The 24,315-nt window shown below is 63.7% G+C and carries 22 protein-coding genes; 13 read left to right on the plus strand and 9 right to left on the minus strand.

The window, feature by feature from the left end; all coding sequences use genetic code 11:
• Window positions 1-7: 7 nt before the first annotated feature.
• The 3 genes from merB to OOT33_RS15770 all read left to right on the plus strand — a co-directional run bounded on the left by merB (window position 8) and on the right by OOT33_RS15770 (window position 2,639).
• Window positions 8-787, plus strand: a complete 780-nt coding sequence (gene merB / locus OOT33_RS15760; protein WP_025549114.1) for a mercuric reductase — start codon at window positions 8-10, stop codon at window positions 785-787.
• Complete coding sequence (locus tag OOT33_RS15765; protein ID WP_039574902.1) at window positions 769-2,115, plus strand: NAD(P)/FAD-dependent oxidoreductase; 1,347 nt, start codon at window positions 769-771, stop codon at window positions 2,113-2,115. Before merB ends, OOT33_RS15765 begins: the two co-directional genes overlap by 19 nt.
• A 335-nt stretch (window positions 2,116-2,450) precedes the next feature.
• A complete protein-coding gene (locus OOT33_RS15770) occupies window positions 2,451-2,639 on the plus strand; it encodes a zincin-like metallopeptidase domain-containing protein (RefSeq protein WP_307750974.1) in 189 nt (62 codons plus the stop codon).
• 60 nt (window positions 2,640-2,699) lie between these two features.
• On the opposite strand, the gene OOT33_RS15775 is transcribed toward OOT33_RS15770, so the two are convergent.
• From OOT33_RS15775 to OOT33_RS15785, 3 genes are read right to left on the minus strand one after another with little or no spacing between them, the layout of a single operon-like run.
• Window positions 2,700-3,704 carry a tyrosine-type recombinase/integrase gene (locus tag OOT33_RS15775; protein WP_307749246.1) on the minus strand — a complete coding sequence of 335 codons (1,005 nt, stop codon included), beginning with the start codon at window positions 3,702-3,704 and terminating at the stop codon, window positions 2,700-2,702.
• Window positions 3,701-5,065, minus strand: coding sequence for a tyrosine-type recombinase/integrase (locus OOT33_RS15780; protein WP_307749247.1), 1,365 nt, complete (start codon window positions 5,063-5,065; stop codon window positions 3,701-3,703). Before OOT33_RS15780 ends, OOT33_RS15775 begins: the two co-directional genes overlap by 4 nt.
• Window positions 5,062-6,294: a tyrosine-type recombinase/integrase gene (locus OOT33_RS15785; protein WP_307749248.1), complete on the minus strand. Its 1,233-nt coding sequence runs from the start codon at window positions 6,292-6,294 to the stop codon at window positions 5,062-5,064. The genes OOT33_RS15780 and OOT33_RS15785 overlap by 4 nt, the downstream gene beginning before the upstream one ends.
• A 147-nt stretch (window positions 6,295-6,441) precedes the next feature.
• Between OOT33_RS15785 and OOT33_RS15790 the strand changes: the two genes are divergently transcribed.
• Window positions 6,442-6,570: a hypothetical protein gene (locus OOT33_RS15790; protein WP_307750975.1), complete on the plus strand. Its 129-nt coding sequence runs from the start codon at window positions 6,442-6,444 to the stop codon at window positions 6,568-6,570.
• Between the two features lie 159 nt (window positions 6,571-6,729).
• Window positions 6,730-8,694, plus strand: a complete 1,965-nt coding sequence (locus OOT33_RS15795) for a ParB N-terminal domain-containing protein (RefSeq protein ID WP_307750976.1) — start codon at window positions 6,730-6,732, stop codon at window positions 8,692-8,694.
• Between the two features lie 68 nt (window positions 8,695-8,762).
• Here OOT33_RS15795 and istB read toward each other — a convergent pair whose 3' ends face one another.
• The 6 genes from istB to OOT33_RS15825 all read right to left on the minus strand — a co-directional run bounded on the left by istB (window position 8,763) and on the right by OOT33_RS15825 (window position 17,390).
• Window positions 8,763-9,545: an IS21-like element helper ATPase IstB gene (gene istB / locus OOT33_RS15800; RefSeq protein ID WP_307748225.1), complete on the minus strand. Its 783-nt coding sequence runs from the start codon at window positions 9,543-9,545 to the stop codon at window positions 8,763-8,765.
• Window positions 9,535-11,058, minus strand: a complete 1,524-nt coding sequence (istA, locus tag OOT33_RS15805) for an IS21 family transposase (protein WP_307748224.1) — start codon at window positions 11,056-11,058, stop codon at window positions 9,535-9,537. The genes istB and istA overlap by 11 nt, the downstream gene beginning before the upstream one ends.
• 696 nt (window positions 11,059-11,754) lie before the next feature.
• Entirely contained in the window at window positions 11,755-14,943 is a 3,189-nt protein-coding gene (locus OOT33_RS15810; protein ID WP_086116899.1) for an efflux RND transporter permease subunit, read from the minus strand.
• 12 nt (window positions 14,944-14,955) lie between these two features.
• Window positions 14,956-16,104, minus strand: coding sequence for an efflux RND transporter periplasmic adaptor subunit (locus tag OOT33_RS15815; RefSeq protein ID WP_307750978.1), 1,149 nt, complete (start codon window positions 16,102-16,104; stop codon window positions 14,956-14,958).
• A gap of 4 nt (window positions 16,105-16,108) precedes the next feature.
• The gene (locus OOT33_RS15820; RefSeq protein ID WP_086116897.1) at window positions 16,109-16,528 is read right to left on the minus strand and encodes a PaaI family thioesterase; all 420 of its coding nucleotides are present in this window, start codon (window positions 16,526-16,528) and stop codon (window positions 16,109-16,111) included.
• Window positions 16,518-17,390, minus strand: a complete 873-nt coding sequence (locus OOT33_RS15825; protein ID WP_086116896.1) for an alpha/beta fold hydrolase — start codon at window positions 17,388-17,390, stop codon at window positions 16,518-16,520. Before OOT33_RS15825 ends, OOT33_RS15820 begins: the two co-directional genes overlap by 11 nt.
• A gap of 53 nt (window positions 17,391-17,443) precedes the next feature.
• Here OOT33_RS15825 and OOT33_RS15830 point away from each other — a divergent pair, with 53 nt between their 5' ends.
• From OOT33_RS15830 to OOT33_RS15865, 8 genes are all read left to right on the plus strand, one after another.
• A complete protein-coding gene (locus OOT33_RS15830; RefSeq protein ID WP_296539240.1) occupies window positions 17,444-17,941 on the plus strand; it encodes a MarR family winged helix-turn-helix transcriptional regulator in 498 nt (165 codons plus the stop codon).
• 513 nt (window positions 17,942-18,454) lie between these two features.
• Window positions 18,455-18,892 carry a hypothetical protein gene (locus tag OOT33_RS15835; protein WP_086116895.1) on the plus strand — a complete coding sequence of 146 codons (438 nt, stop codon included), beginning with the start codon at window positions 18,455-18,457 and terminating at the stop codon, window positions 18,890-18,892.
• Complete coding sequence (locus OOT33_RS15840; protein WP_307750980.1) at window positions 18,889-20,337, plus strand: helix-turn-helix domain-containing protein; 1,449 nt, start codon at window positions 18,889-18,891, stop codon at window positions 20,335-20,337. Before OOT33_RS15835 ends, OOT33_RS15840 begins: the two co-directional genes overlap by 4 nt.
• Window positions 20,338-20,345: 8 nt before the next feature.
• Window positions 20,346-20,954: a DUF4186 family protein gene (locus OOT33_RS15845; RefSeq protein ID WP_307750981.1), complete on the plus strand. Its 609-nt coding sequence runs from the start codon at window positions 20,346-20,348 to the stop codon at window positions 20,952-20,954.
• The gene (locus tag OOT33_RS15850) at window positions 20,951-21,982 is read left to right on the plus strand and encodes a radical SAM protein (protein ID WP_307750982.1); all 1,032 of its coding nucleotides are present in this window, start codon (window positions 20,951-20,953) and stop codon (window positions 21,980-21,982) included. Before OOT33_RS15845 ends, OOT33_RS15850 begins: the two co-directional genes overlap by 4 nt.
• Complete coding sequence (locus tag OOT33_RS15855) at window positions 21,979-23,307, plus strand: hypothetical protein (protein ID WP_307750984.1); 1,329 nt, start codon at window positions 21,979-21,981, stop codon at window positions 23,305-23,307. The genes OOT33_RS15850 and OOT33_RS15855 overlap by 4 nt, the downstream gene beginning before the upstream one ends.
• Window positions 23,250-23,753, plus strand: a complete 504-nt coding sequence (locus OOT33_RS15860) for a hypothetical protein (RefSeq protein WP_307750985.1) — start codon at window positions 23,250-23,252, stop codon at window positions 23,751-23,753. Before OOT33_RS15855 ends, OOT33_RS15860 begins: the two co-directional genes overlap by 58 nt.
• The gene (locus OOT33_RS15865) at window positions 23,750-24,289 is read left to right on the plus strand and encodes an AAA family ATPase (RefSeq protein ID WP_307750986.1); all 540 of its coding nucleotides are present in this window, start codon (window positions 23,750-23,752) and stop codon (window positions 24,287-24,289) included. The genes OOT33_RS15860 and OOT33_RS15865 overlap by 4 nt, the downstream gene beginning before the upstream one ends.
• Window positions 24,290-24,315: the final 26 nt, after the last annotated feature.

Raw genomic sequence — 24,315 nt, forward strand, 5'->3', positions numbered from 1 at the left:
ACAAGCCGTGACGCTTGCCACCCCCGCTGACGCTGCCCCTGAACCGACGGTTGCATTCCCCGACGGCACCGTCGTCCCGGACTGGACTGCGGTCACCGCGCCAAGCGCCCATTCGGCCCTGACAGCGCTGTTCGCGGCATTTATCGGCCGCAGGTGGCATGGCATCGACAGCACCGAGGACGAGGTGCGGCGTGCCATCCTCCGGGCCTATGTCACCCAGGGCCACGCGCCGGCGCCGGTGGAGATCGCTGCCGCGGTTGCGCTCCCGCCCGGCGACGTGGCCGCAGCGCTCCACCGGCTCGCCGGACGCGATCTCGTGGTCCTCGACGGCGACGGCCGAGTGAGCGGCGCCTATCCTTTCACCGATGCTCCCAGTGAGCATCAGGTGGAGGCCGCGGGTATCACGATGGGAGCCATGTGCGCCCTCGACGCGCTGGGGATCTGCACGATCGCACCGCACGCCAGCCTCATCCGCTCGTCATGCCGCCAATGCCGGCGCTCGCTTGCGATCCATGTCCACGACCGGGGCTGCACCTTGGGCGACGTCGTGCCCGAGGGGATTCTCGTCTGGTCCGGTCATCGCTACACCGGCGGCTGTGCAGCGTCTTCGCTCTGCACTCAGCAGGCTTTCTTCTGCCATGCCGATCATCTTGAAGCCTGGCGTATGGACGGTTCCGTGACCGCCCGCGACGGCATTCGCCTGACCCTGCGCGAGGCCCTCCAGGTCGGCCGCGCGATCTTTGCACCGATGCTCGGAGGGATATTGCCATGGCCCATTACGACCTGATCGTCATCGGCAGCGGAACAGCCGCCCAGGTCGCGATCGGCCAGGTCCGCGCCGCCGGATGGTCCGTCGCCGTCATCGACCACCGCCCGTTCGGCGGCACCTGTGCGCTACGGGGCTGCGATCCCAAGAAGATGCTGGTCAGCGGCGAAGAGGCGATCGATGCCGCCGCTCGCATGGCCGGACATGGTGTCGGCGGCGACCTGGCGATCGATTGGCCGAGCCTGATGGCGTTCAAGCGCAGCTTTACCGATCCGGTCCCCGCCAAGCAGGAACGCCGCTACGCCAAGCTGGGCGTCGACGCCTTCCACGGGCTAGCGCGCTTCGCAAGCCCGGACGCGGTCGCGGTCGACGGTCGGACGTTGCAGGCCCAGCATATCCTGATCGCAACCGGCGCGGGGCCGATCCCGCTCGGCATTCCAGGCGAGGAGCTGGTCAGCACGAGCGACGCTTTCCTCGAGCTGGAGACGCTGCCGCGCCGGATCGTGCTGATCGGCGGCGGCTATGTCGCCGCGGAGTTCTCGCATCTGGCCGCACGTGCCGGCGCCGAAGTCACGATCCTGCAGCGCGCTAGCCGGCTGCTGCCGCATTTCGATCCCGACCTGGTGGGCTGGCTCACACCGCGGTTCACGGCGCTCGGCATTCGCATCGAGACCGGCACCGCGGTCACACGGGTCGAGCGGAACGGGGACGGCCTGCAGGTGCGTGCCTCTCGCCAGGGAGCGCCGGACCTGGAGGTCGCCTGCGATCTCGTCATTCATGCTGCCGGGCGTCGTCCCGATCTCGGCAGCCTCGACCTGTCCACCGGGCAGGTCGCGGTGCAAGACGGACGACTGCAGCTCGATGCGCATCTGCGCAGCATTTCCAACCCGCGGGTCTATGCCGCCGGTGACGCCGCCGGCGTCGGGCCGCCCCTGACCCCGGTGTCGAGCCACGACGCGAAGATCGTCGCCGCGAACCTCCTGCAAGGTCCATCGCGCGAGCCCGACTATCGCGGTGTTCCGAGCGTCGCCTTCACCGTGCCGCCGATCGCCGCCGTCGGGCTTTCGGAAGAGGCGGCGCGCCGCAGCGGCCTCAAGTTCCGGGTTAACGCGGCCTCGACGCCGGACTGGTTCACCGCCCGCCGGCTCGCCGAGCCGGTCTATGGCCACAAAGTTCTGATCGACGAGCGGACGGACCTCGTCCTCGGCGCGCATCTCGTCGGGCCGAACGCCGACGAGGTGATCAACCTTTTCGGCCTGGCCATCCGCCACGGCCTCACCGCGGCCGATCTACGCTCCACCATGTTTGCCTATCCGACCGGCGCCTCGGATATCGGCTACATGCTCTAGGCGACGCCGCGCACGATCCGTCACCAGTGCTCGCCCGCGGGCGGGCGGCAGCCTGTCGCGAAAGACGATAGCGGGCTGTCGCCCGCCTGATCTGCGGACGCCGCTGACGCGGCGGCGCTACTTTTTGGGCCTCCCTTCCGACGCGGAGGTGGTCGGCGCTCCCTGCTAGGCCCGCCACGGCGGGCTGCAAGCCCCGGCTTCGCCGGGCTGCTCCATTTCATTTCGCCCCTGCGGGTGCAGCCCGCCGCTCGAACGGGCCTCTTCGGTCGCTCTCGCCGCCCACCCCCGCCTCGGGGGAGGCCGATGCGGTTTTTGGGCAGTGCTGGAGGCAGCCGATGGTTTTCTTCCTCGAACCCCGGATTGGGGCTGGACTGTCAGGATATGTGGCCGAGATCAACGCGGCCTTCTGCTGCGCCTCGCTCGGCATCACACCCACCGTCCGCCATGCCGACTATATCGGCTCCTGGCTGGCGTTATGCTCACCTCGCCATAACCTGGCTAATCGCGAGGTGTCGATAATGTGAAGGAACGCGGCCAGATTGGCCGAGTTCTGGGGTTTCCTGCCAACGTTCCTTCACATTATTTCAAAGCGTGTCGAGCCAGGCGAGCACGCTTGTATCGCGCTTCCACGAAGGCTGACCGCCGGGTGTTGTCGGAACGGCGACCTGTTCCAGGGCCTTTCGCTTCGTTTCAAGATTGGCCCTGGCATAGTGGTTGGTCGTGTCGAGGCTCACGTGGCCGAGCCAACTGCGGATGACTGTAACATCGACGCCCGCAGATATGAGGTGCACGGCGGTGGCGTGCCGGAAGGCGTGCGGCGTCACGTGCTTGGTACGCAGCGTTGGTGTGGCTTCGGTCGCCGCCTTTACGTAGGCGGCAAGCTTGAATCGGACGCCCGACGCGCTGAGCGGTTCGCCATAGCGGTTAACGAACAGCCGTTGGTCAGGCGCCCGTGGTTGCCGTTCGAGCAGCTTCTTCAGCAGCAAGGCTGTTTCAGGCCAGAGCGGGCAGATGCGTTCCTTCCGTCCCTTGCCGGTCAAGCGCACGCAGCTCGGACTTTCGAACCGGATTGCTTCGGGGCACAAGTCGAGCGCTTCCTGTATTCGTGCGCCGCTGTTGTAGAGGAACGAGAGCAGCACATGATCGCGCATGCCTTCGAGCGTCGAACGGTCAGGCTGGGCAAGAATTGCCGTCACTTCCGCCGGATCCAGATAGCAGGGCTCCGATACCGGCGTGCGCTTGACGGGTATGTTGAGGATTTCGACGCATTGCGCGATCGATGCAGGATCCCTGGTCGCCACGAAGTGGAAGAAGCTGCGGATTGCGGCAAGCCTGCAGTTGCGCGTGCCGATCGTGCCGCCGCGCTCATGTTCAGCGTAACTGAGGAACGCGGAGACCTCGCTTGCGGCCAGATCAGTCATCGTAATCATAGCCACCTTCCTTCCAGCCCGCTGTGCGACGAACCGCAAGAACAGCCGCCAGGTATCGCGGTATGATCGGACTGTATGGATGGATGCGTTGCGCTGCTCGACCAGCCATTCGTAGAAGAACGCGCGCATCAGTACCGGGAACGGGTTGGCCTTGCTCATGTCTGCACCTCCCGCTCCATGCTGAGGCAAGGTGCGCCCACCATGCGGAACCGCTCGTTTGCGTAATGCAGCAGATCCTGGGTGACCGTGATGTAGACCAGCGTAGAGTTGATATCCCGGTGGCCGAGGTAGGTCGCGAGGAATGGCAGACGGTCCTGCGGGTTGATGCCCGTCCTGTACCATTCGAGGATCCGGTTCACGACCATCGAGTGGCGCAGGTCGTGCAAACGCGGTCCCGTTCGCCCCTGCGGTGGCTTCAGCCCGGCACGGCGTATGACGTCAACGAGCAGCCAGGCGACGGCTTGCTTCGTATAGCGGCCGCTCCGCTGCTCGTGCCAGAACAGACCTGACCTCGGATCCTGCGGGGCACCCGCGCGACGCCGCACATCGATGTACGCCCGAAGTTCGGCCATCACAGTGTCGGGCAGCGGCAGTATCCTTGTCTTGTAGAACTTGGTCTGCCGTATAGTGATCGTGCCGCCCTGAAGATCAACATCCCCCAGATCAAGGCGGGCAACCTCGCTGCGCCGCAGGCCCGCGCAATAGGCGAGCAGAAGCATCGTGTAGACACTCAACGGGCGAAGCGACGCTCGCGGAGAGGGGTAAGAGCGAGCAATGTCGAGCATATGCTGCACGTCGGCGGGCGTATAGATATGAGGTTTGCGCCATTGTTTGGCCACTTCCTTCCCCGGACGTGGGTCCGGTCGGCGCGGTGGGATCGACGGATCCCGGTGGCGGAGTATCTTCGCAAGGACGCGCTTCAGCTTTTCGCATTCGGCAGGATGATTGCGCGTGGCCTTCGCCGCCGCCCAGTGTTCGAGCATCACCCCGATCGGTTCATCCTGCAGCGCCGGGTTCAGCTGTAGGAACCGGTCGAACCGCAAAAGCCACACAGGCTGCGTGGTATATTTGTACCCCCTGTTGCGCATCAGCGTAACGTGCTCGGCCATGATCGCGCCCAGCACGCTGCCGAACGGTTTGGGCTGATGCAGTTCGGCAAGGGCTTGTTCTGGATCGCGTGAAGCCAGAGCGCGCCAGACCGGCATGCACTGCTTGACGTTGCACTCCTTGCGCAGGACGACGACGGGATTGCGGTGGATCGCCCCGGTTTGCACAAGGTGATCGAGGAACCGGTCGATAATGCGGGTGCGGTGGAGCAGCGTCGTCGCTGTCCAACGGTCGGACCACGCCCGCAACCAGGCTACCAGCACATCTTGGCCGAGTTCGGTGTGGCGCGCGGCGACGTCCTGGAAGCTGTAGAGCACCTGTTTGTAATAGGTGCGGCTGTTCTTGCTGCGCAGGCCAAGGTCCGCGAGATAGCGCGCGATCAACAGTCGTTCGGGATCGGGCCATGGCGTCATGACAGCACCTCCGATCCCGGAACGTCGAGCGCGATGGCCCGCAGGTCTTCGGTTGCCAGCTTGAGATACGGAGCGGTAGATTCCGTCGAACGATGACCCAGCATATCGCCGATCACCTTTTGCGGGACCGAGGCGCGCAGCATCTCGACCGCGCGGGCATGTCTGAAGATGTGTGGCCCACACTTCCCCGGTGGCTTGACCCCGGCATCCCGGATTCGCCGGAAGACGGCACTATGCAGCACCCGGAGCCTTCCATAGGGTGCACGGGTCCGCACGAACACTTCGCGGGCGTCGGTCTGCGGTCGTCCCGAGCGCAGATAGCTGAGGATGGCTTCGCCCACCGGAGCCATCAACGGCAGATAGGAACAGGCACGGGTCTTGGTGTGGAGGATGCGGATCGATTCCGTCCGCCAGTCAATATCCTCGATCTTCAGATTGCGGATTTCGCCGGACCTCAGACCATAAGTCGCCAGCAGTTGCAGGATCGCCTGATCTCTGAGCCCGATAGGCGTTGTGTCTTTGCTCGCGGTTTCCAGAACGGCGGCGATCTGATCGCGCTCCAGGATCGAGGGCACCCCTTCATAGGCATACAATAGCGGGGCGATGACGTGCGGCGACAAGTCGATTGCGGTGCGGCGCGTACGGTGCAGATAACGCAACAGCGAGCGAAGACGCTCCGCCACGTCCTTCACCGATTTGCGCGTTTGGTGCGGGCTGCGCATATCCATGTAACGGTCGATGTCGCCGACGCTCATTTCCACCAGGCTGTCGACGCCGCATCGATCAAGCTGCCAGGTCAGGAAGTTCCGACCTTCCCACATCAATGCGTAGATGCTGCGCTCCGCAAGGCCCCGCTCCTCGCGCAGCCAGATCTCGTATTCGTCGCAAATCGTAAAGCGCAGCGTGTCAGCAGCACATGTCGCTTTGGGCGCGGGTGGCCAACGGCCCTGTGCAAGCCGCAGTAGGGCGTGGATTCCAGAACGCGGAATGGAGTGCCAACACGGCCCTGGTGGTCGGCCATGACGTTTGCGGAACATCGTGATCGCATGGTGCAAATAGTACCCCACCTGCGCCTCGGTCACCTCCGCGATCGGGATGCTGCGCCGGGCAAGATAGTCGAGGAACCCGCGCGCATAGGCGCAGTAGTTCCCGGCCACCACCGGGCTGTATCGTTGGCTGGTCAGTACGGATCTGAGTTCGGAGATCAGTTCGCAATCGGTATTCGGCATTGACGGCTCCTCTGCTGGTCAAACGACCGCAGAGGTTCGTCGAGAAATAATGCGGAGCAAAGCCCGTCAGATAACGTCGCAATTCTGCGCATTTCAGACACTGAAACTGCGTTCCTTCACATTATCGACACCTCGCGATTACTCGAGGTGCTGCGTGAGGACAATCGCGCCATCGTGCGCGCCGCTTCCCAGGCCAGCAAGGCGGCCGACTGGCTGCTCGACTTCCTGCCGGGCGCCGACGTCGATGCAGCCGACCACGAACGACAGGCGGCGTAACGAGCCTGAAAACCTGAAAGGCGGAGAAGCGGGCTTCCGGCTTGACGCCTTGCCGCCCGCCTGGCGCTGCCCTCCGAGAGTGAGAGGGCGGCGCTTCGCTTCGTGACGGGTTGGAGGTCGAGAGAAAGGCTCCCGGCCGCCCGTCGCGGAGTAACGAACATGGCAACTGCCATTCAGAAGATCATCCTGTCGTCGGCGCGCGACATCCCCTTCAACAAGCTGGTGCTGAGCCAGTCCAATGTCCGGCGCGTCAAAGCCGGCGTCTCGATCGAGGAGCTGGCCGAGTCCATCGCCCGGCGCGGTCTCATCCAGAGCCTCCATGTCCGTCCCGTCCTCGACGCCGATGGCGCCGAGAGCGGCATGTTCGAGGTGCCCGCCGGCGGCCGTCGCTATCGCGCGCTCGAACTGCTCGCGAAGCAGAAGCGCCTGGCCAAGACCGCACCGGTGCCCTGCGTCGTCGGCGACGCCAACAGCGACATCCTGGTCGACGAGGTCTCGCTGGTCGAGAACATGGAACGCGCGCCGCTGCATCCGCTCGACCAGTTCCGCGCCTTCCAGGCCATGCGCGACAAGGGCATGACCGAGGAAGCCATCGCCGCAGCCTTCTTCGTCGGCGTCAATGTCGTGAAGCAGCGCCTGCGCCTCGCCTCCGTCTCGCAGACTTTGCTCGATATCTATGCCGACGACGGCATGACGCTCGAACAGCTCATGGCCTTCACCGTCAGCTCCGACCATGCCCGTCAGGAACAGGTCTGGGAGGCAGTCAAGGATAGCTGGCAGAAGGAGCCCTATCAGATCCGCCGGATGCTGACCGAGACCTCGGTACGCGCCTCCGACAAAAGGGCCGTCTTCATCGGCGTCGAGGCTTATGAGGCGGCCGGCGGCGTCGTGCTGCGCGACCTGTTCCAGTCGGACGATGGTGGCTGGCTGCAAGATCCGGCCCTGCTCGACCGCCTGGTGGCCGAGAAGCTGAAGACCACCGCCGACGAGATCGCGAGCGAAGGCTGGAAATGGGTCGAGGCCGCCTTGAGCTTTCCCTACGGCCACGAGCATGGGCTTCGCGAACTGGCTGGCGTCACGGTCGACCTGACCGAGGAGGAGAGCGCCACCCGCGAAGCGCTGCGCGACGAATACGACCGACTCGAAGCCGAATATGCCGAAGCCGACGAGCTGCCGGACGAGATCGACGCACGTCTCGGCGAGATCGAACAGGCCCTCGACGCCTTCGAGCAGCGCCCGACGATCTACGATCCGGCCGACATCGCCGTCGCCGGCGTCTTCATCAGCCTCGATGCCGACGGCTCGCTGTCGGTGGATCGCGGCTATGTCCGTCCCGAGGATGAACGTCCCGTCGAGACCGAAGGCAGAGATGCGCAGGAGGTTGACGGTGAAGCGGGCCAGCAGGCCGCGCCCGCCGTTCAACGCGCCGTCATCACCATCGGCGGCCAGCCCGCGGAGCCGGAGGACGATGAGGAGGACGGCATCAAGCCGTTGCCCGAGCGCCTCGTCATCGAGCTGACCGCACATCGCACCTTGGCGCTGCGCAACGCGGTTGCGGAACATCCCGACGTCGCCATGACCATGCTGCTGCACAAGCTGGTCAGCGACACCTTCCGGCGCACCGCACCGGCCGGCTGCCTCGAGGCCCGCGTCAATCATATCTTCTTCTCGGCACAGTCCGAGGAGTTGAAGGACAGCCCACCCGCGCGCGAGGTCGCCGAGCGACAGGAGCGCTGGGGCAATCACGTTCCCGACGATGACCAGGCTCTGTGGGACTGGCTGTCCCTGCTCGACCCCGGCACGCGCCTCGATCTGCTCGCCCATTGCGTCAGCTACGGCGTGAACGCCCTGTTCGAGCGGCCCAATCCCTTCAGCGGATCGGGCGTCAGCCAGCATGGGCTGGACGTGCGCCTCTCGCAGGCTGACCGGCTGGCACGAGCCACCGGCCTCGACATGGTGGCGGCGGGCTGGAGGCCGACGGTCGGCAACTATCTCGGCCGCGTCACCAAGCCCCGCATCCTCGAAGCCGTGCGCGAAGGTGCGGGCGAGCGGGCTGCCCAGCTCATCGACCATCTGAAGAAGGGCGACATGGCCAAGGAGGCCGAGCGTGTTGATGGTCGCTGAGAGTTGACCCGGGATTTTCACTGAGAAGTGACCCGTCTCGGATATATGTTTCGGTTACGTCCTGTGGGTCAAGATGATGTTTTCTCCTTTTCTGGTTTTGCCTGCTGGGCAGAGCTATTTTTGAAGCGGAAGCTGTCGTTTCCGGTTTCGAGGATGTGGCAGTGATGGGTGAGGCGATCGAGGAGAGCGGTGGTCATTTTGGCATCGCCGAACACGCTGGCCCATTCACTGAAGCTGAGGTTGGTGGTGATGACGACGCTGGTGCGCTCATAGAGTTTGCTGAGCAGGTGGAACAGCAATGCGCCGCCTGATGCACTGAACGGCAGATAGCCCAGCTCATCGAGGATCACGAGATCGGAGTGCACGAGCCGATTAGCGATCTGTCCGGCCCTGCCTTGCGCTTTTTCCTGTTCGAGGGCGTTGACCAGTTCGACAGTGGAGAAGAACCGCACCCGCTTCCTGTGATGTTCGATGGCCTGCACACCGAGCGCGGTGGCGACATGGGTCTTTCCGGTGCCCGGGCCGCCAACCAGCACGACATTGTCGGCAACGTCGATAAAATCGCAACGATGGAGCTGACGAACCAGCGCCTCGTTGATCTCGCTACTGGCAAAGTCGAAGCCGGCAAGATCGCGATAGGCCGGGAACCGCGCGACCTTGAGTTGATAGGCGACGGAGCGCACCTCCCGTTCGGCCGTCTCGGCTTTGAGCAACTGTGAGAGCATGGGCACGGCGGCTTCGAACGCCGGCGATCCCTGTGCCATGAGATCGGTAACGGCCTGTGCCATACCGTGCATCTTAAGGCTTCGGAGCATCACGACGATAGCGCCACTGGCAGGATCATGACGCATGGCGTGTCTCCCGACGCAGCGCATCATAGCGTTCGACATTGGCCATTGGTTCACTGACCAGCCTCAATGCCTGCGGTGCCGTCACCGGCGGCGTAGCGGTGGGCTTTCCGTCGAGCAGCCGATGCAGCAGGTTGAGGATATGGGTCTTGGTCGGGACGCCAGCCTCCAGTGCCCGTTCGACCGCAGTCAGCACGGCCTGTTCGTCATGATGGAGCACCAGTGACAGGATCTCGACCATCTCTCTGTCGCCACCAGGGGTGCGCAGCAGATGCGTCTGCAACCGCCGGAAGGCATCGGGCATCTCGAGGAACGGCGCACCGTTGCGCAACGCTCCGGGCTTGCGCTGGACGACGGCGAGATAATGGCGCCAGTCATAGACAGTATGGCCCGGCAGATGATGCGACCGATCGATGATGCGCTGGTGCTCGCATATCACCTGACCTTCGGCAGCGACCAGAATACGGTCAGGGTAAATCCGCAATGACACGGGCCGATTGGCGAAGGATGCCGGTACGCTGTAGCGGTTCCGGTCCAGATGGACGAGGCAGGTCGGCGAGACGCGCTTGCCCAGTTCCACAAAGCCATCGAACAGCCTGCCCATCGGCATCAGGCTTTGCACTTCGTCGGCCCACGCGTCCGCGACCGAACCCGGCTCGATCCCGTGCGGTATCTCCTGCCACAAGGCCCTGCAGCGCTGTTCGAGCCACAGGTTGAGCGCATCAAGGCTCTCAGCCTGAGGGACAGGTTGCCACAGGCGATGGCGGGCGTCCTGAACGTTCTTCTCGACCTGGCCTTTCTCCCATCCTGCTGCCGGGTTGCAGAACTCGGCCTCGAACAGGTAGTGGCTGACCATCGCCAGAAAGCGGGCATTGACGGTCCGCTCTTTGCCGCGCCCGACCTTGTCGACGGCGGTGCGCATATTGTCGTAAATGCCCCGGCGCGGAACGCCACCCAGCACACGGAACGCGTGATTATGGGCGTCGAAGAGCATCTCGTGCGTCTGCAACAAATAGGCCCGCACCAGAAAGGCCCGGCTGTGGCTGAGCTTGAAGTGCGCCACCTGCAACTTGGTGCGTACCCCGTCGATGATCGCCCAGTCCTCGCTCCAGTCGAACTGGAACGCTTCTCCCGGCGCGAACGCCAACGGCACATAGGTGCCGCGACCGCTCATCTGCTGCGCTTGCCGGTAATCGTCGCGCCAGGCTCGTGCAAAGGCAGCAACCCGGCCATAGGAACCGTCATAACCCAGCGCGACCAGATCGGCGTGCAACTGCTTCATCGTGCGCTTCTGCTTGCGCGGGCGTCCCATCTCCCGCTTCAGCCATGCCGATAATCGTTCGGCAAACGGATCCAGCTTGCTCGGCCGCTCCGGCACCTTGAACCGGGGCTCCACAGTCCCTGCACGCAGATATTTACGGATGGTATTACGGGATAGTCCCGTGCGTCGCGCTATCTCCCGGATCGGTAAATGATCGCGCAAATGCCAGCGCCGAATAATGCTCAATAACGCCATGTCCAACACTCCATGATCCCTCGCTCATCAAAGCCAGGGATGAGTTCAACATGGGTCAAATCTCAGTGGAAATTTATAACCCTCCCGGGTCAACTCTCAGCGACAATCAACAGTCAGGCCATAAATGGCCCTTCTGATCGGATATTTTCCCCGTTTTTACAGGATGTTACGCCAAAAAATATACCGTCAGAAGCTCTCTTGACCCTGACGGTATATGCGATTTTCGGCTGAGACAAGATGCACCATACCGTCAGCCATACCGTCATTTCGGAGGCTAACCCAGCGATAGATGCCGAAAGATTCAGAGATATTTATTTATATATTTCAGTCACTTATTTCGCATCATGGCGTATTATTGGATATGCCCGGATGGGCAAAAATTATTCCCACTCCATTGTTCCACAATGCCCTAACTGTCTGTCTTTAAACGCCTATTTGAACTTTCCTGCCCTGCTGGCCGGCCTGTGGTCCGCCAGATCGCTGCACTATTGAATTCATTGAGAAAATCAGCACGAAATTTTTTTGGCGAGTCCAGCATCTATCGCTGGCTATTCCGCGACGGAAGCGGATTCCTTGGACCGACTGCGACCTCGGCCATGCTGAAAAAGGACCGTCACCCGTCGATTAGGACAACGTCCGACAGCGCCGGTCGGGCACGGTCCAGCGGGTTCCTTGCCCTTGCGGCGGCGCTGGCCGCTAGGCAGTCTCTGCCGCGCGGGCGCGTGCAGGAGACAAGGCGGCCTCATCGTGACCCGTGCCTTCGGCCGGTGCAGGGGTAGCAACCGACTTCGCATCGCTCTTGCCCGCATCTTTCCGCGTTATCGTACGCCGCCACAGCCGCGCGACATCTTCCGGCAGCATCCAGGCGGCCGGGACAACGATCAGCGTCAGCATTGTCGAGGTGATGAGGCCGCCGATCACGATGAAGCCCATGGCATTGCGCCATTCGGAACCATCGGACGCAGCAAGCGCCACCGGGATCATCCCGAAAATGGCGGCGAAAGCCGTCATCAGCACCGGGCGCAGCCGTTCCGGCGCAGCTTGCGCCATTGCATCTGCCTGCGAAAGCCCGTCCTCCACAAGCTGGTTGGCGCGGTCGACGAGCAGGATGCCATTCTTCATCACAATGCCCATCAGCGCCAGCAGCCCGATCTGGCCGAACAGGCTCATTTCCTGCCCGCCGATCAGCATGGCGATAAAGGCGCCCGAGAATGACAGGGGTGCCGTCAACATGATGAGGAAAGGCTGGCCAAAGCGGTCGAACTGGCTGGCCAGCACGATGTAGAGCGCGATCAGCGCCAGCAGGAAGGCAAAGCCGATAGCCGTTGCGGTTTCCGCCATGCGGCGCGCCTGCCCCTCCAGAACCAGTTCGATCCCAGGCGGCGGCGGATTGGCCGCAATGAGGGCGTCCATGGCATTCACGGCCGCCCCCAGCGACACTCCGGTAGCGCTGTTGGCCAGCACCGAGACCTTGCGGCCCCGGTCCTGGCGGTCAATCTGCACGGGGCCGGTCCCGATGCGCGGATCGGCCACCTGGCCCAGATCGACCAGCCGGCCGTCAAGACTGCGGGTCTGCAGGGTTGCCACCATGTCAGGCGACTGGCGCTGCGCTTCTTCGAGGCGCACCCTCACATCGTGACGACGGCCACCTTCTTCAAACGTGCCGGCCTCCACGCCGCCCAAAAGAATCCGGGTCGAGTTGGCAAGGTCGCGCGCCGAAACGCCAAGATCGGCAGCCCGCGTGCGGTCGATGCGCAACTGCAGTTCCGGCCGGCCGCCTTCATAGCTGGACCGGACGTCGGCGAACTCCGGCCGCGATTTCATCGCCGCCACCAGCCTTGCCGCATAGGCCTCGGCCTCAGCCAGATCGCGGCCCATCACCACCTGCTCGATCGCAGCCTGCCCGATGCCACCGCCTGAAACCCAGGGCACTTCCGAGGCAACGATCTCGTTGGCTTGGGGAATGGCCTGTCGCAGCGCAGCGCGGGCCTTGTCCATCACCTCCATCTGGTGGATCGACCTCGCCTGCTTGGGCGTGATGGCAATGTAGAACTCCAGTTCATTGCTGCGCTGGCGGCTGCCGGCCCCAACCGTCACGAACACCAGCTTCACGTCATCGATGGCGCGCAGCGCGGCGTCCGCCCGCGCCGCCGCCGCGCGCGCCCCGGCGATGCCCGTGCCCTGCGGCAGTTTCACCGTCGCCAGAAACTCGCTGCGGTCGGTGGACGACATGAAGGTTGATGGCACCATGGAGGCCGCCACGCCGCCCACGACCAGGCTGCCCAGGGCGATAGCCATCACCAGCCGGCGCCGTTCCAGCGCCCAGCGCACGATACGGGCATAGCGGCGCTCCGTTCCCTGGTGGAAGGCTTCGATGCGCGCCAGCCACGGCCCGCCATGATCGCCGGCCTTCAGCAGGCGGGCTGCCAGCATCGGCGTGAGGGTGAAGGCGACCAGTAGCGAAACACTGACCGAAAAGACGATGGCAAGGCCATATTGGAAGAAGAAGCGGCCGACGATGCCTTCCATGAAGGCGATGGGCACGAACACCGCCAGCGTGGCGAAGGTGCCGGCGAGCACGGCAAGCGCCACGCGCTTTGTCGCGGCAAAGGCCGCCGTGCGCGCATCGGCACCTTCATCGATATCGCGCTGGATCGCTTCGGTCACCACGATCGCATCGTCGACCAGCAGACCGATCGCCACAGTGAGCGCCAGCAGCGTCATCATGTTGATGGTGAGATCGAACGCGCCAAAGGCGATGAAGGTGGCGACCAACGAGGTCGGAATGGCGAGCGTGACGATGATCGTCGCCCGCCAGCTCAGCAGGAAAAAGAAGGTGACAAGCACCACCAGCACGATGGCAACGGCGATTTCGAACTGCACGTCCTTGATCGAGGATTCGATGAAGCGCGACGTGTCACGCGCGACAACCATGCTGACGCCCGGCGGTGCTGATTTCGCCAGCGCCTCCACCTCGGCGCGGATGGCGCGGGCGACCTCGACGGTGTTGCGCCCGGATTGGCGCCGTACCTCGAGCGCCACCCCCGGCGCACCGTTCAACTGGGCGAAGCTGCGCTCGTCCTGCTGGCCATCCTCGATCCGGGCAACGTCGCGAACACGCACGGCGGCGCCGTTGGGCAGCCACTGGACGATAATGGCCCCGAATTCCTCGGGCGCGCGCGCCTCGGCCATGGTGCGGGCGCCCAGTTCCCGCGCCGCGCCGCCGATCTCCAGGCGGCCGCCGGGCAGTTCGGCATTGCCGCCGCGCACCGCCCGCACCACATCGTCGGCTGTCACGCCAACCGCGCGCATGCGTGCGGCATCCAGCCAGATCCGCATCTCTCGCTCGCGCCCCCCGGCCAGGGTGACCGAGCCGACGCCGGGCACACGCTGGATGCGCTCCTTCACCACCTCGTCGGCATAGGTGGTGAGTTCGCGGATCGGCATGTCCCCGGACAGCATGATCGACAGGATCGGGCTGGCGTCCGGGTCGACCTTTTCGACCACGGGCGGGTCCGCGTCGGTGGGCAGACCGCGCAGGGCGATGCTCACCTTGTCGCGCACATCCTGCGCCTTCACATCGCCGTCTTCCTCCAGCTCGAACTCGAGAAACACCTGGGAGAGCCCCTCGGCACTCACCGAGCGCATCTGGCGCATGCCGGAGATGCTGTTCAGCTCCTCCTCCAGAACATCGCTTACCTCGGTTTCGATGGTGCCCGGCGCCGCGCCTTCCAGCGACGTGCTGACCGAGACATAGGGAAATTCGACACGCGGAAAGAGATCGACGCCAAGCCTAGTGAAGTTGATCAGGCCCAACACAACCAGCGCGCCGATCATCATCGTCGCAAACACCGGTCGGCGGATCGAGACATCAGCAAGCCACATGGCGGCGCCCTCCTACCGCGCGCCCGGCGCGCTGCCGGCCGCAGGACCCGGCCGCGCATCTGTCGCGCGCACGCGCACCTTTGCCCCATCAGCCAGCGTGGCCGGCGGATCGAGCACGACCTTCTCGCCGGCCGCCACGCCCTCCAGGATCCGCACGCGGTCAAGATCGACATCGACGGTCTTGACCGCGCGGCGCCGGACCGTGTCACCTGCCAGCACGAACAGATGCACATTGGCACCGTCTCCGCGCAGGGCACGGCGCGGCACGATGATCGCCTCGACCGGGTCGGTGATGATCTCGGCCACTACCGACACACCGCTGTTGATCGCATAGCCCGGGTTGCGCACCGGCAGCCGCACCTCCACCGTGCGCGCCTTGGGGTCGATGAAATCGTTTATGATGTAGACTTCGCTGGGCAGCGGTTCGGGCTGGCCGGTGATGAACAGCCGCGCCGGCTGGCCCTTGCGCAGGTCCGCCACTCGGGCTTCGGGCACGGCGACGATGGCTGCCACCACGCGCAGTTCCTGCAGCTGCAGCGCCGCAGATTGCCCGCCCATCGAGAAGCGACTGTTGAGGAACATGCCCTCGTCCACCATGCGCTGGGTGACGACGCCGTCGTAGGGGGCGCGCAGGACGGTGTCGGCCAGCGCCTGCTGCGCCGTCGCCAGCGCCGCACGGGCCTGGTCGCGGCGGGCGCGCGCCACGTCGCGCGCGGCTTCCGCCTCGTCGAGCCGGGCGGCTGGCGCAAATCCGCTTGCTTTCAGTTCCCGCACCCGCTGGTAGGCCCGCTCGGTCTGCACCGCCTCGGCCTCGGCCAGGCGCACGGCCGCTTCGGCTTCGCTGGCACGGCGCTGATAATCGGCCTGCCTGATGCGCAGCAAGGGCTGACCTTTGCTGACGCGGTCGCCGACGCGCACGAACACGCGGTCCACCGGCCCTTCTACCAGCGCGGTCACGTTGCTCGTCTGCATCGCAGCAACCGTGCCCGATGCGCGCACCGGTAGGGACAGTTGCTCGGCGCGCGCAGGAGCGGCCTGCACTTCGATCGCCCGGGGCGCAGCCGCCGGCGCATCTTCCGGCTTGGGCTCCGACGAGCAGCCGGCTAGCGCCAGAATGGCCGCGCACAGACCAGCGGCACGCGCAGCATTCCGTTTCCACACAGCATCAAGCACCAAGATAGGCTCCCCGGCCGGACGCCAGCAGGTCCCCGGCTTCACTTTCTACCGTTGTATCGGCGACGCTCAGCCGCTTGCCGATCTTGACGACCCGGCTTCGCGCCAGAATTCGGCCTGCCAATGCCGGGCGATGATAATCGACCCTAAGATCAGCTGTCGCCTGCGCGAGACCACCGGCCGCCAGCACGGCATAGAGCCCGCCCAGATCGATGAGCGAGGCGAGCACGCCGCCATGCGCCGCGCCGATCGCCGGATTCGACACCAGATCGTCGCGCCACGGCATGGCGATCACGATGCCCGCCGGTGATGCCGACACGAGATCTAGGCCCAGCCAGCGATGGAAGGGGGCGATGTGCAGCGCCGCCTGCAACCCTTCGATGGTGGTCAAGGCGCTCCGGTCAACGGACATCTGCAGTTTCCGATCGAGTCTGTGCGTCGCGGAGAAAACCCACGATGGCTTCGGCGAACGCATCGTTGCGGTCTCCCACCACCATGTGGCCGGCGCCGGCGATGTCGGTGAAGCGGGCGTGCGGCACAAGTTCAAGGAACGCCCCCGCCCCTTCTGGCGACACCAGATCGCTGGAACCGCCACGGATCAGATGCACTGGACAGGAAAGCCCTGCAGCTGCATCGCCAAGCCGCTCCATGCGGGCTTCGCCCCGGCTCGACATCACCGAGGTGATGAAGCGCGGGTCCCAATGCCAGCGCCAGCGCCCGTCGGCGCCCTCCCGCAGATAGGGCGCGATCCGCTCTACCGGTGTCCGCCGGCCTTCCCTCGGGCGATAGATGTCAACAATGTTGGCGGCCTCCTCGGGCGAAGCGAAGCCGCTTTCAAGATGGGCCGCCATGAAGCCCATCACCCGAGCAACGCCGGCGGGCTCCATGTTGGGCGCGATGTCGACGAGGGTGAGCGAGGCAAAGCTGCCCGGCCTGATCTCGCCTTCGGCAATCAGCCCGGACAGCCCGCCCAGCGAGGCGCCGACGAGCGCGGGGGGCGTGCCCAGCCGGTCCGCCACGCGAAGAAGATCGTCTGCAAAATCCTCGATGCGATAATGGCCCGAAGGCGCCCAGTCGCTTTCGCCATGACCGCGCAGATCGATTGCAATGGCTCGAAATCCCGCAGCCGCGAGCCGTTCCTGCGTGCGGCGCCAGCTCAACCGTGTCTGCCCGCCGCCATGCGCCAGCAATACCGGTGGTGAGCCAGCCTCCCCAACAGCATCCGCCGCGAGCAACTGCCCTTCGGCTCCGGAGAATATGATCCGCTGAATCAAGCACACGTCTTTCTGTATATCGCCTTACAATAAAGCGCCTTGCCATATCGTCAATGCCCGAGCATGATGACGATATGCCGCTGCGTGCGATTTCGACAAAACAGGACCCGGCCCAGCCGTTGCTGACGCCGCGTGACGACATCATCTTCCGGATGGAGGAGATCACGCGCGCCCTGCGACAAGCCTTTGAGCGCCGCATCGCCCACACCGGGCTGACAAGGACGCAATGGCGGATCATTGCCTATCTTCTCCGGCAACAGGGCCTGACCCAATCAGATCTAGCCCGCCTGCTTGACCTGGAGCGCGCCACGGTCGGACAGGCGATCGACCGCCTTGAAGAACTGGCCCTGGTGGAAAGGCGACCGCATCACACTGACCGCAGAGTGTGGCAGGTGCATCTTCGCGACGCGGCCTATCAACTGGTGCCGCTGCTGCGCCATGAGGCGGATCGGCTGCACGATCAAACCTGGGCAGGCATATCCGACGACGAGATGGAAACGCTGGACAGGATTCTGAGTAAAATTGCAGCCAGTTTGGTAAAGTCTGAGTGAGCGTCCAGTCAGCAACAGCAAAGGAAGCAACAATCCTTCAGTATTTCTGCAAAGCGGGCAACGTTTCTGATGGCACGGCGATGCGCTGCGAAATTCTACGCCATTGCCGCCAATCCCTGCCCCCTTTATCCGTTTCTCGTCACTGCCCCATTCGATTGTCTGAAGTTCTCATAAGTCTCTGAAAATCCTATAATAAGCACCCATTTTGACGGCCATCTTCCGACTGAGAGGCCGTCAGAATGCTACGCTTTTGATTTCCTTAAGAAAACTGCCAGAAAAATATTTTTGTGGTTCCGGCATCTATCGAGGTCAACCGGCCCGCAGACCCAGCTTCTTGGCTGCCCGGCATCACTCACACGGATGTCCGAAAGGACCGTCATTCATACGTAGCAGGACTCAGCCGTCGGATCGAGCGGCCTTGCTCAGTTTAGATGTTTGGCTGCGGCTAGACCCCACCAATTGTCGACGACCAGAACGCTTGACGAACATCAGACACAACGATATTGTTGTGTCATGCTTCCCGATGCGGATCCTTTGACCGGCTACCTGCCCTTCGGTGTGCACGACGCTTCCTGGAGCGAGGTTGCGCCTCGCTTTAGCTTGAACGGCCATCGCGCACGCTTGGTTGGCGGCTTACTGGCGGCGCTACAGAACCTTGCGGGTGCAGGCTGCCGTTCGGTTCTGCTCGACGGAAGCTTCGTTTCATTAAAGGACCTGCCGGAGGACTATGATGGAGCTTGGGATACCAATGGGGTTGATCCCTACCGACTCGATCCCGTTCTGCTCGACTTCACAAACGCACGCGCTGCGATGAAGTCCAAGTATCTGGGCGAGCTCTTTCCGGCGACTGCGTCAGCCGCCCCGGGCATCCTCTACCGCGACTTCTTCATGAAGGACCGCAACGGGGTGCCGAAGGGCGTGGTCAACATCGACCTTGGGAGCCTGCCATGATTACCAATGAACGGCAGTACAAGATCACTCGCAGCGAAGCTGATCGCTTCCGCAAGGCGATCAGCGAACTTGCCAGGGCGCCGGCGCGTGCAGATGTGCATCCGCGTCTGTTGCAGGCTGAGCGCGAGGCAATGGAAAGTCAGCTCGCTGACCTTCAGGCCGAGATCGCTGAATATGATCGTCTGAAGTCAGCCGATCTTTCGGTTATCTCTATCAACTCGTTCGACGAGTTGGCCGATGGCCTCATCAAAGCACGCATTGCCGGCGGATTAAGCCAAAAGGCGCTGGCCGACCGGCTTGGCCTGAAGGAGCAGCAGATTCAGCGCTACGAGGCGGAACGCTACGCGTCCGCCAGCTATCAGCGTCTGCGCGAGATCGCGAACGCGCTCGGCGTTCGCATCAAGAACGACATCCTGCTGCCGGTTGCGCCGAACAGCTTTGGCGGGCTGGTCAGCAAGTTGCGGCAGGTCGGGCTCGAACGCGACTTTTTACTATCACGGCTGCTGCCTTCGCCCGACGCCGCCCGTGCCAGTGGCGAAGTTGGAAGCGATGATGACGACTATGCGCTGACTTCAAAAGCGGGCGCGGTTTTAGAGCGCGTGTTTGGCTGGACTCGCGACAACATGTTTGGAGCACAGGCGCTCATCGCGCCGCGCTTTGCCGCGGCCGAAGCGCGGTTCAAAATGCCTGCTAATCGCGCGCGCGCGTCGACCAGCCTCTATGCCGCCTACGCCAACTACTTGGCGGTCGTCGCGCTGAAAGGTGCGCGTTCGCTACCAAAGAGCGAAATCCCGATCGACGCGGCGGCTATGCATCGCTGCATCCTGGATCAGCACGAGACTGTCGATCTCAGAAGCGCACTTCACACCGCCTGGGACCTGGGCGTTGTCGTGCTGCCGCTCCGCGACCGCGGCGCCTTCCACGGCGCATGCTGGCGCTACGAGGGACGCAACGTCGTCGTGTTAAAGCAAACCTCGAAGCACGAGGCGCGCTGGCTGTTTGATCTCCTGCACGAGCTTTTCCACGCTGGCCAGCGCCCTGAAGCTGAAGCGCTGGAGGTGATCGAGGCAGACGAAACCTCTGCCGAGCGGCGTAATTCAGATGAGGAGATCGCCGCCAGTCAGTTTGCCGGTGAGGTCGTGCTCGACGGTAAGGCTGAGACCCTCGCTCAGGCTTGCGTTCAAGCGGCCCGCAATTCCGTAGAGCGGCTGAAGAGCGTCGTTCCCACCATCGCGGCGAACAACGGGGTCAGCGTCGGCGCACTCGCAAACTACCTCGCCTTTCGGCTCTCCTGGCAAGGCGTGAATTGGTGGGGCACGGCGGCCAATCTTCAGGCCGACGACGGTGACCCCTGGACAATCGCGCGCGACGTCTTCGTCGAACGCTTTCCCTACGAAATCGACAACGAGCTCGATCGGCAGCTGCTCGATCGCGCCCTTCATTGAGGTTTGAAATGGCCGAGTTCCAGAAGCCGCCGCCCCTCGACATCAAGTGCACGTCGACCGACTGCGACAACGATCTCCACTGCTTCAAGCAGCTGAAAAAGATGACGCCGGATCAGCGCGGGAAATGCCGCGCTTGCGGCGCCAACCTCATTGACTGGAAGCGGCTGCATCGCCGCGACAGAGGCGACGCGGCGCATACATTTGAAGCGCTCCAGCACGAGATGATCCGCCATCACTTCTTCCATCGCCCAGTCGATGACGCGGCGATGAGGCATGCACAGCGCAAGGGTCGTGACCAGCTTAAGGATTCCGCGCGCGACCGGCTGCGCAAATATCTCGCCGTCGCCGAGCCGCCCCGCGATGGCCGTCAGACGCCCCTGGAAGGCAACGCGATCTGTTACGCCCAGCACGCCACCGCCACCTGCTGCCGGACTTGCCTCGAATATTGGCACGACATCCCGAAGGGCCGACCGCTGTCCGAGACCGAATTCGACTATTGCGTGAGTCTCGTCGACCTCTTTCTCGATGAGAAACTGCCCGATCTCGCCGACGAGCCGATCGAGGTGCCGCGTCGGCGGCGCGGCTTGCCGCCCCAGACGGAGGGCTCGCATCCGTGATCAGCGCGACCAAGCCGATCGACACCCCCCGCTTTGCAGCGCGCCTCCGGGCGCGCGCGATCGATGTCGACGGCCGACGCGTCCTGATCTCCCGCCTGGCGGGATCTGGTCAGGAGATGGATCTCACGCTCCCGGCCAACTGTAACGGTTATGGCCGTGTGCGGCATTTCCGGATGGCCACGGCTGAAAGTTGGCCAGCCAATCCGCTTCCGATTGCGCCCGCCTGCCGCACACTCGGCATCGCGCCGGTTCCCGACATGATGACGGCGCTCGTCTTCCAGAACGCAGCCTGCGCCTGGCGCTGCTGGTACTGTTTCGTGCCCGAGGAGCTGCTGAAGGCCGATCCCAAGCAATCGGCTTGGTTCACCGCTGACGAGTTGGTCGCCCTGTATCAGCAGATCCCCGACCCACCGCGGATCATCGACCTGTCGGGTGGCTCGCCCGACCTCGTCCCTGAATGGACGCCGTGGATGATGCGTGCACTCACCGATGCAGGCCTCGCCGACAGCACCTATTTGTGGACCGACGATAACCTTAGCACCACTTATCTGTTCGACTCCCTCTCGCGCGAAGAGCTTACCCAGGTTCAGGGCTATCGAAACTACGGCCGGGTCTGTTGCGTCAAGGGCTTCGACGCCCGGTCATTCGCCTTCAACACACGCGCCGCTCCGGAGGACTATGACCGGCAATTCGACATTCTGCGGCGCGTGCTCGGCCTAGGACTCGACGTCTATGGCTATGTCACTTTGACCTCTCCGCACGCGGACGGAGTCCGCCAGGACGTCTCAAACCTCGTGGATCGGCTCCAAGCGATCGACCCCAACTTCCCCCTTCGCGTGATCCCGTTGCGGATACAGGTCTTCACGCCTGTTGAGCAACGACTAGCAAGAGATGAGGCCCGCGAGCGTAGCCTCTCTGTACAGGAGGAGGCGATTGCCGCATGGATTGACGAGCTGCAGCAGCGCTTTGAGGCCGAGCAGCGCGCACTCCCAATCTGCGACGTGCCCTTGAAGACGAGGCCGACATGATCGTCTCTCGACGCACGGCGTCCCATGCTTTTTTCAGTAGCAAGGTCGAAACCTGGATCACTGACGCGGTGGCCGACGGAATTGCCGATTACACCGGGCTCCTACGCCGATTGCCAGGCGTATATCCGACAGAGCTACTGGCGTCGCTCGAGCGCCTCGCCGCAAGCCGCGCCATCGACCCAGCGTTGTATGCCACGGCCCGCCAAGAGGCGAAGCCAGTTTCGCCGAGCGGCGCCGAGGGCCGTTCGCTGCTGCCGTTGCCGCATCCGCTCGATTACGAGTGGCGATTCACCGCCGATGCTTCGCGCGCTTTGCTCAACCATGCCGCCGACCTGACGCCTGACGGCAGCGAGGTCCTGCTATTCGGGACGCCGGGGCTGGCGGCAGAGGCGCTCACCCTGCCGATCAGCCGCCGAATGTCACTTCTAGTCGAGCCGAACAGTGTCACCGACCGCTTAGTCGCGCTCAACCGCGCCACCGGTTCGCCGCTCGCGATCGCATTCTGCTCCGGTGGCCTTCCGCGGGACAGCGCCGATGCAGTTCTTCTAGATCCACCCTGGTATCTTGATTTCGTCCGACCGATGCTCACCGCAGCAGCCCACGCCTGTCGCCTTGGCGGTTTCGTGCTTATCAGCCTGCCGCCGGATGGCGCACGACCGACCGCAGCAACTGATCGCCAGGCTGCGATCACCCTAGCCAAGCGACTGGGGCTCACCCTCGTTGAGCGCCAGCCCCTGTCGATCGCGTATGAGACGCCATTCTTCGAGCGCAACGCGCTTCGCGCCGCTGGGATTGCGACCCCGCCGCAGTGGCGGCGTGGCGATCTCCTAGTCTTCCAACGCGTAGCTGCTCCATGCCTGCCAGCTCCCCATTCCCACCGCCGTCGTTTGTGGGCCGAAGTCGTCATCGGCCGCATGCGCCTTTTCATCAGCATGGGCGCTAACGCTGATAACGGTGACGCTGACCTCGTTTCGATCGTTGCAGGCGACGTCCTACCATCGGTTAGCCGGCGCGACCCGCGCCGGTCTTCCGCAAACGTCTGGACCTCCGGAAATCGGGTTTTCAGGACCAACAATCCACAACTTCTCCTCGAGGCGGCGATTTCGTGCGCTGGCGAAGCAATGGGCTCTGGCTTCCAACCGTGGCTTTGGGGCACATTGCGCGGAGGCGAGGCCATCGAACGAGTCGCGGCGGAGCTTCGCGACCTTGCGGCTCTCGAAGCAGCCGAGGAGACTGGCGCGCCCGCAGAGACGGAACGGAGTGCGGTTTGGAGATTGAGTACGACGATATCCTCGACCGGGTCGACAGCCATCCGTTCTGGCTGAGCTACCTCTCCGACGCGATGCGACCGGGAAGCCGGATTGGAATCCATCTGGCCATTTTCGCCGAACCCTTCCTTTCCAAGGTATTTTCGGGCGAGAAGACGGTCGAGTCCCGCTTCAGCCGCAACCGTTGTGCGCCTTATGGCGAGATCGGCGACGGCGACATCATCCTCTTGAAAGAAGTCGCTGGCCCCATCTGTGGACTGGTGCTGGCGCGACGAAGCTGGTGCTACGATCTTGCGAGCGAACCGATCGAGCGCATCCGCCTACGGTTCGGTGCAGCCATTGCAGCCGCTGATGATTTCTGGGCTACCCGCGAAGACGCGCTGTACGCCACGCTCATTGAGCTCGACGCGCCGACTGCGATCGATCCCGTCTCCTGCGACAAGCGCGACCGCCGCGGCTGGGTGGCTTTGCGGTCCCGCCAGATGACATTCGCCTTCGTATGAGCCTGCTGCTCTGCTTTTCTGGTCAGATCGGCAGCGGAAAGTCGTCGGTCAGTGCCGCTGTAGCCCAAGCACTTGGCTGGCCGCGGACCGGTTTCGGTGATTATCTTAGAGCGGCGATTGCGCGGCGCGGCGGCGATCCTAACGATCGCCAGTCCCTACAGGACCTCGGGCAAACGTTAGTCGACGCCGACCCAGATGCGTTCTGCCGCGATGTTCTTGCCGCAGGCGGTTTTACGCCAGGCGACGATTTCATTATCGATGGGATCCGGCACATTGGGATCTTCGAGATCCTCGCTAGGGTCAGCCAACCGAGCGACGCCAAACTGCTTTTCCTAGGTGCAGGCGAAGCCGTGCGCGCCGGCCGGATCACGTCGAGAACGGACGCTGCGGACTTTGCGCGTGCGTCGGCCCACCCAGTTGAAGCCGAGCTTAATCGCGCGCTCCCCGAGTTCGCCAACGGCCATATTGATGCTGACCAGCCGTTGGACAGCGTTCTCGAAGATGTTTTGAAGTATGTTCATCTCTGGAGGAGATGATTTTTCCGGCTAGGCCGTAGCTGTCA

Origin of the sequence: Sphingobium sp. DEHP117 (assembly GCF_030867385.1) — a bacterium.
Lineage (GTDB): Bacteria > Pseudomonadota > Alphaproteobacteria > Sphingomonadales > Sphingomonadaceae > Sphingobium.

What these genes read in the sequence shown, in the direction of transcription:
- OOT33_RS15765 (WP_039574902.1), top strand. Translation starts at nt 769, where the DNA reads ATGGCCCATTACGACCTGATCGTCATCGGCAGCGGAACAGCCGCCCAG.
- OOT33_RS15770 (WP_307750974.1), top strand. Translation starts at nt 2,451, where the DNA reads ATGGTTTTCTTCCTCGAACCCCGGATTGGGGCTGGACTGTCAGGATAT.
- OOT33_RS15775 (WP_307749246.1), bottom strand. Translation starts at nt 3,704, where the DNA reads ATGAGCAAGGCCAACCCGTTCCCGGTACTGATGCGCGCGTTCTTCTAC.
- OOT33_RS15780 (WP_307749247.1), bottom strand. Translation starts at nt 5,065, where the DNA reads ATGACGCCATGGCCCGATCCCGAACGACTGTTGATCGCGCGCTATCTC.
- OOT33_RS15785 (WP_307749248.1), bottom strand. Translation starts at nt 6,294, where the DNA reads ATGCCGAATACCGATTGCGAACTGATCTCCGAACTCAGATCCGTACTG.
- OOT33_RS15795 (WP_307750976.1), top strand. Translation starts at nt 6,730, where the DNA reads ATGGCAACTGCCATTCAGAAGATCATCCTGTCGTCGGCGCGCGACATC.
- istB (WP_307748225.1), bottom strand. Translation starts at nt 9,545, where the DNA reads ATGCGTCATGATCCTGCCAGTGGCGCTATCGTCGTGATGCTCCGAAGC.
- istA (WP_307748224.1), bottom strand. Translation starts at nt 11,058, where the DNA reads ATGGCGTTATTGAGCATTATTCGGCGCTGGCATTTGCGCGATCATTTA.
- OOT33_RS15810 (WP_086116899.1), bottom strand. Translation starts at nt 14,943, where the DNA reads ATGTGGCTTGCTGATGTCTCGATCCGCCGACCGGTGTTTGCGACGATG.
- OOT33_RS15820 (WP_086116897.1), bottom strand. Translation starts at nt 16,528, where the DNA reads ATGTCCGTTGACCGGAGCGCCTTGACCACCATCGAAGGGTTGCAGGCG.
- OOT33_RS15830 (WP_296539240.1), top strand. Translation starts at nt 17,444, where the DNA reads ATGCCCGAGCATGATGACGATATGCCGCTGCGTGCGATTTCGACAAAA.
- OOT33_RS15835 (WP_086116895.1), top strand. Translation starts at nt 18,455, where the DNA reads ATGCTTCCCGATGCGGATCCTTTGACCGGCTACCTGCCCTTCGGTGTG.
- OOT33_RS15840 (WP_307750980.1), top strand. Translation starts at nt 18,889, where the DNA reads ATGATTACCAATGAACGGCAGTACAAGATCACTCGCAGCGAAGCTGAT.
- OOT33_RS15845 (WP_307750981.1), top strand. Translation starts at nt 20,346, where the DNA reads ATGGCCGAGTTCCAGAAGCCGCCGCCCCTCGACATCAAGTGCACGTCG.
- OOT33_RS15855 (WP_307750984.1), top strand. Translation starts at nt 21,979, where the DNA reads ATGATCGTCTCTCGACGCACGGCGTCCCATGCTTTTTTCAGTAGCAAG.
- OOT33_RS15865 (WP_307750986.1), top strand. Translation starts at nt 23,750, where the DNA reads ATGAGCCTGCTGCTCTGCTTTTCTGGTCAGATCGGCAGCGGAAAGTCG.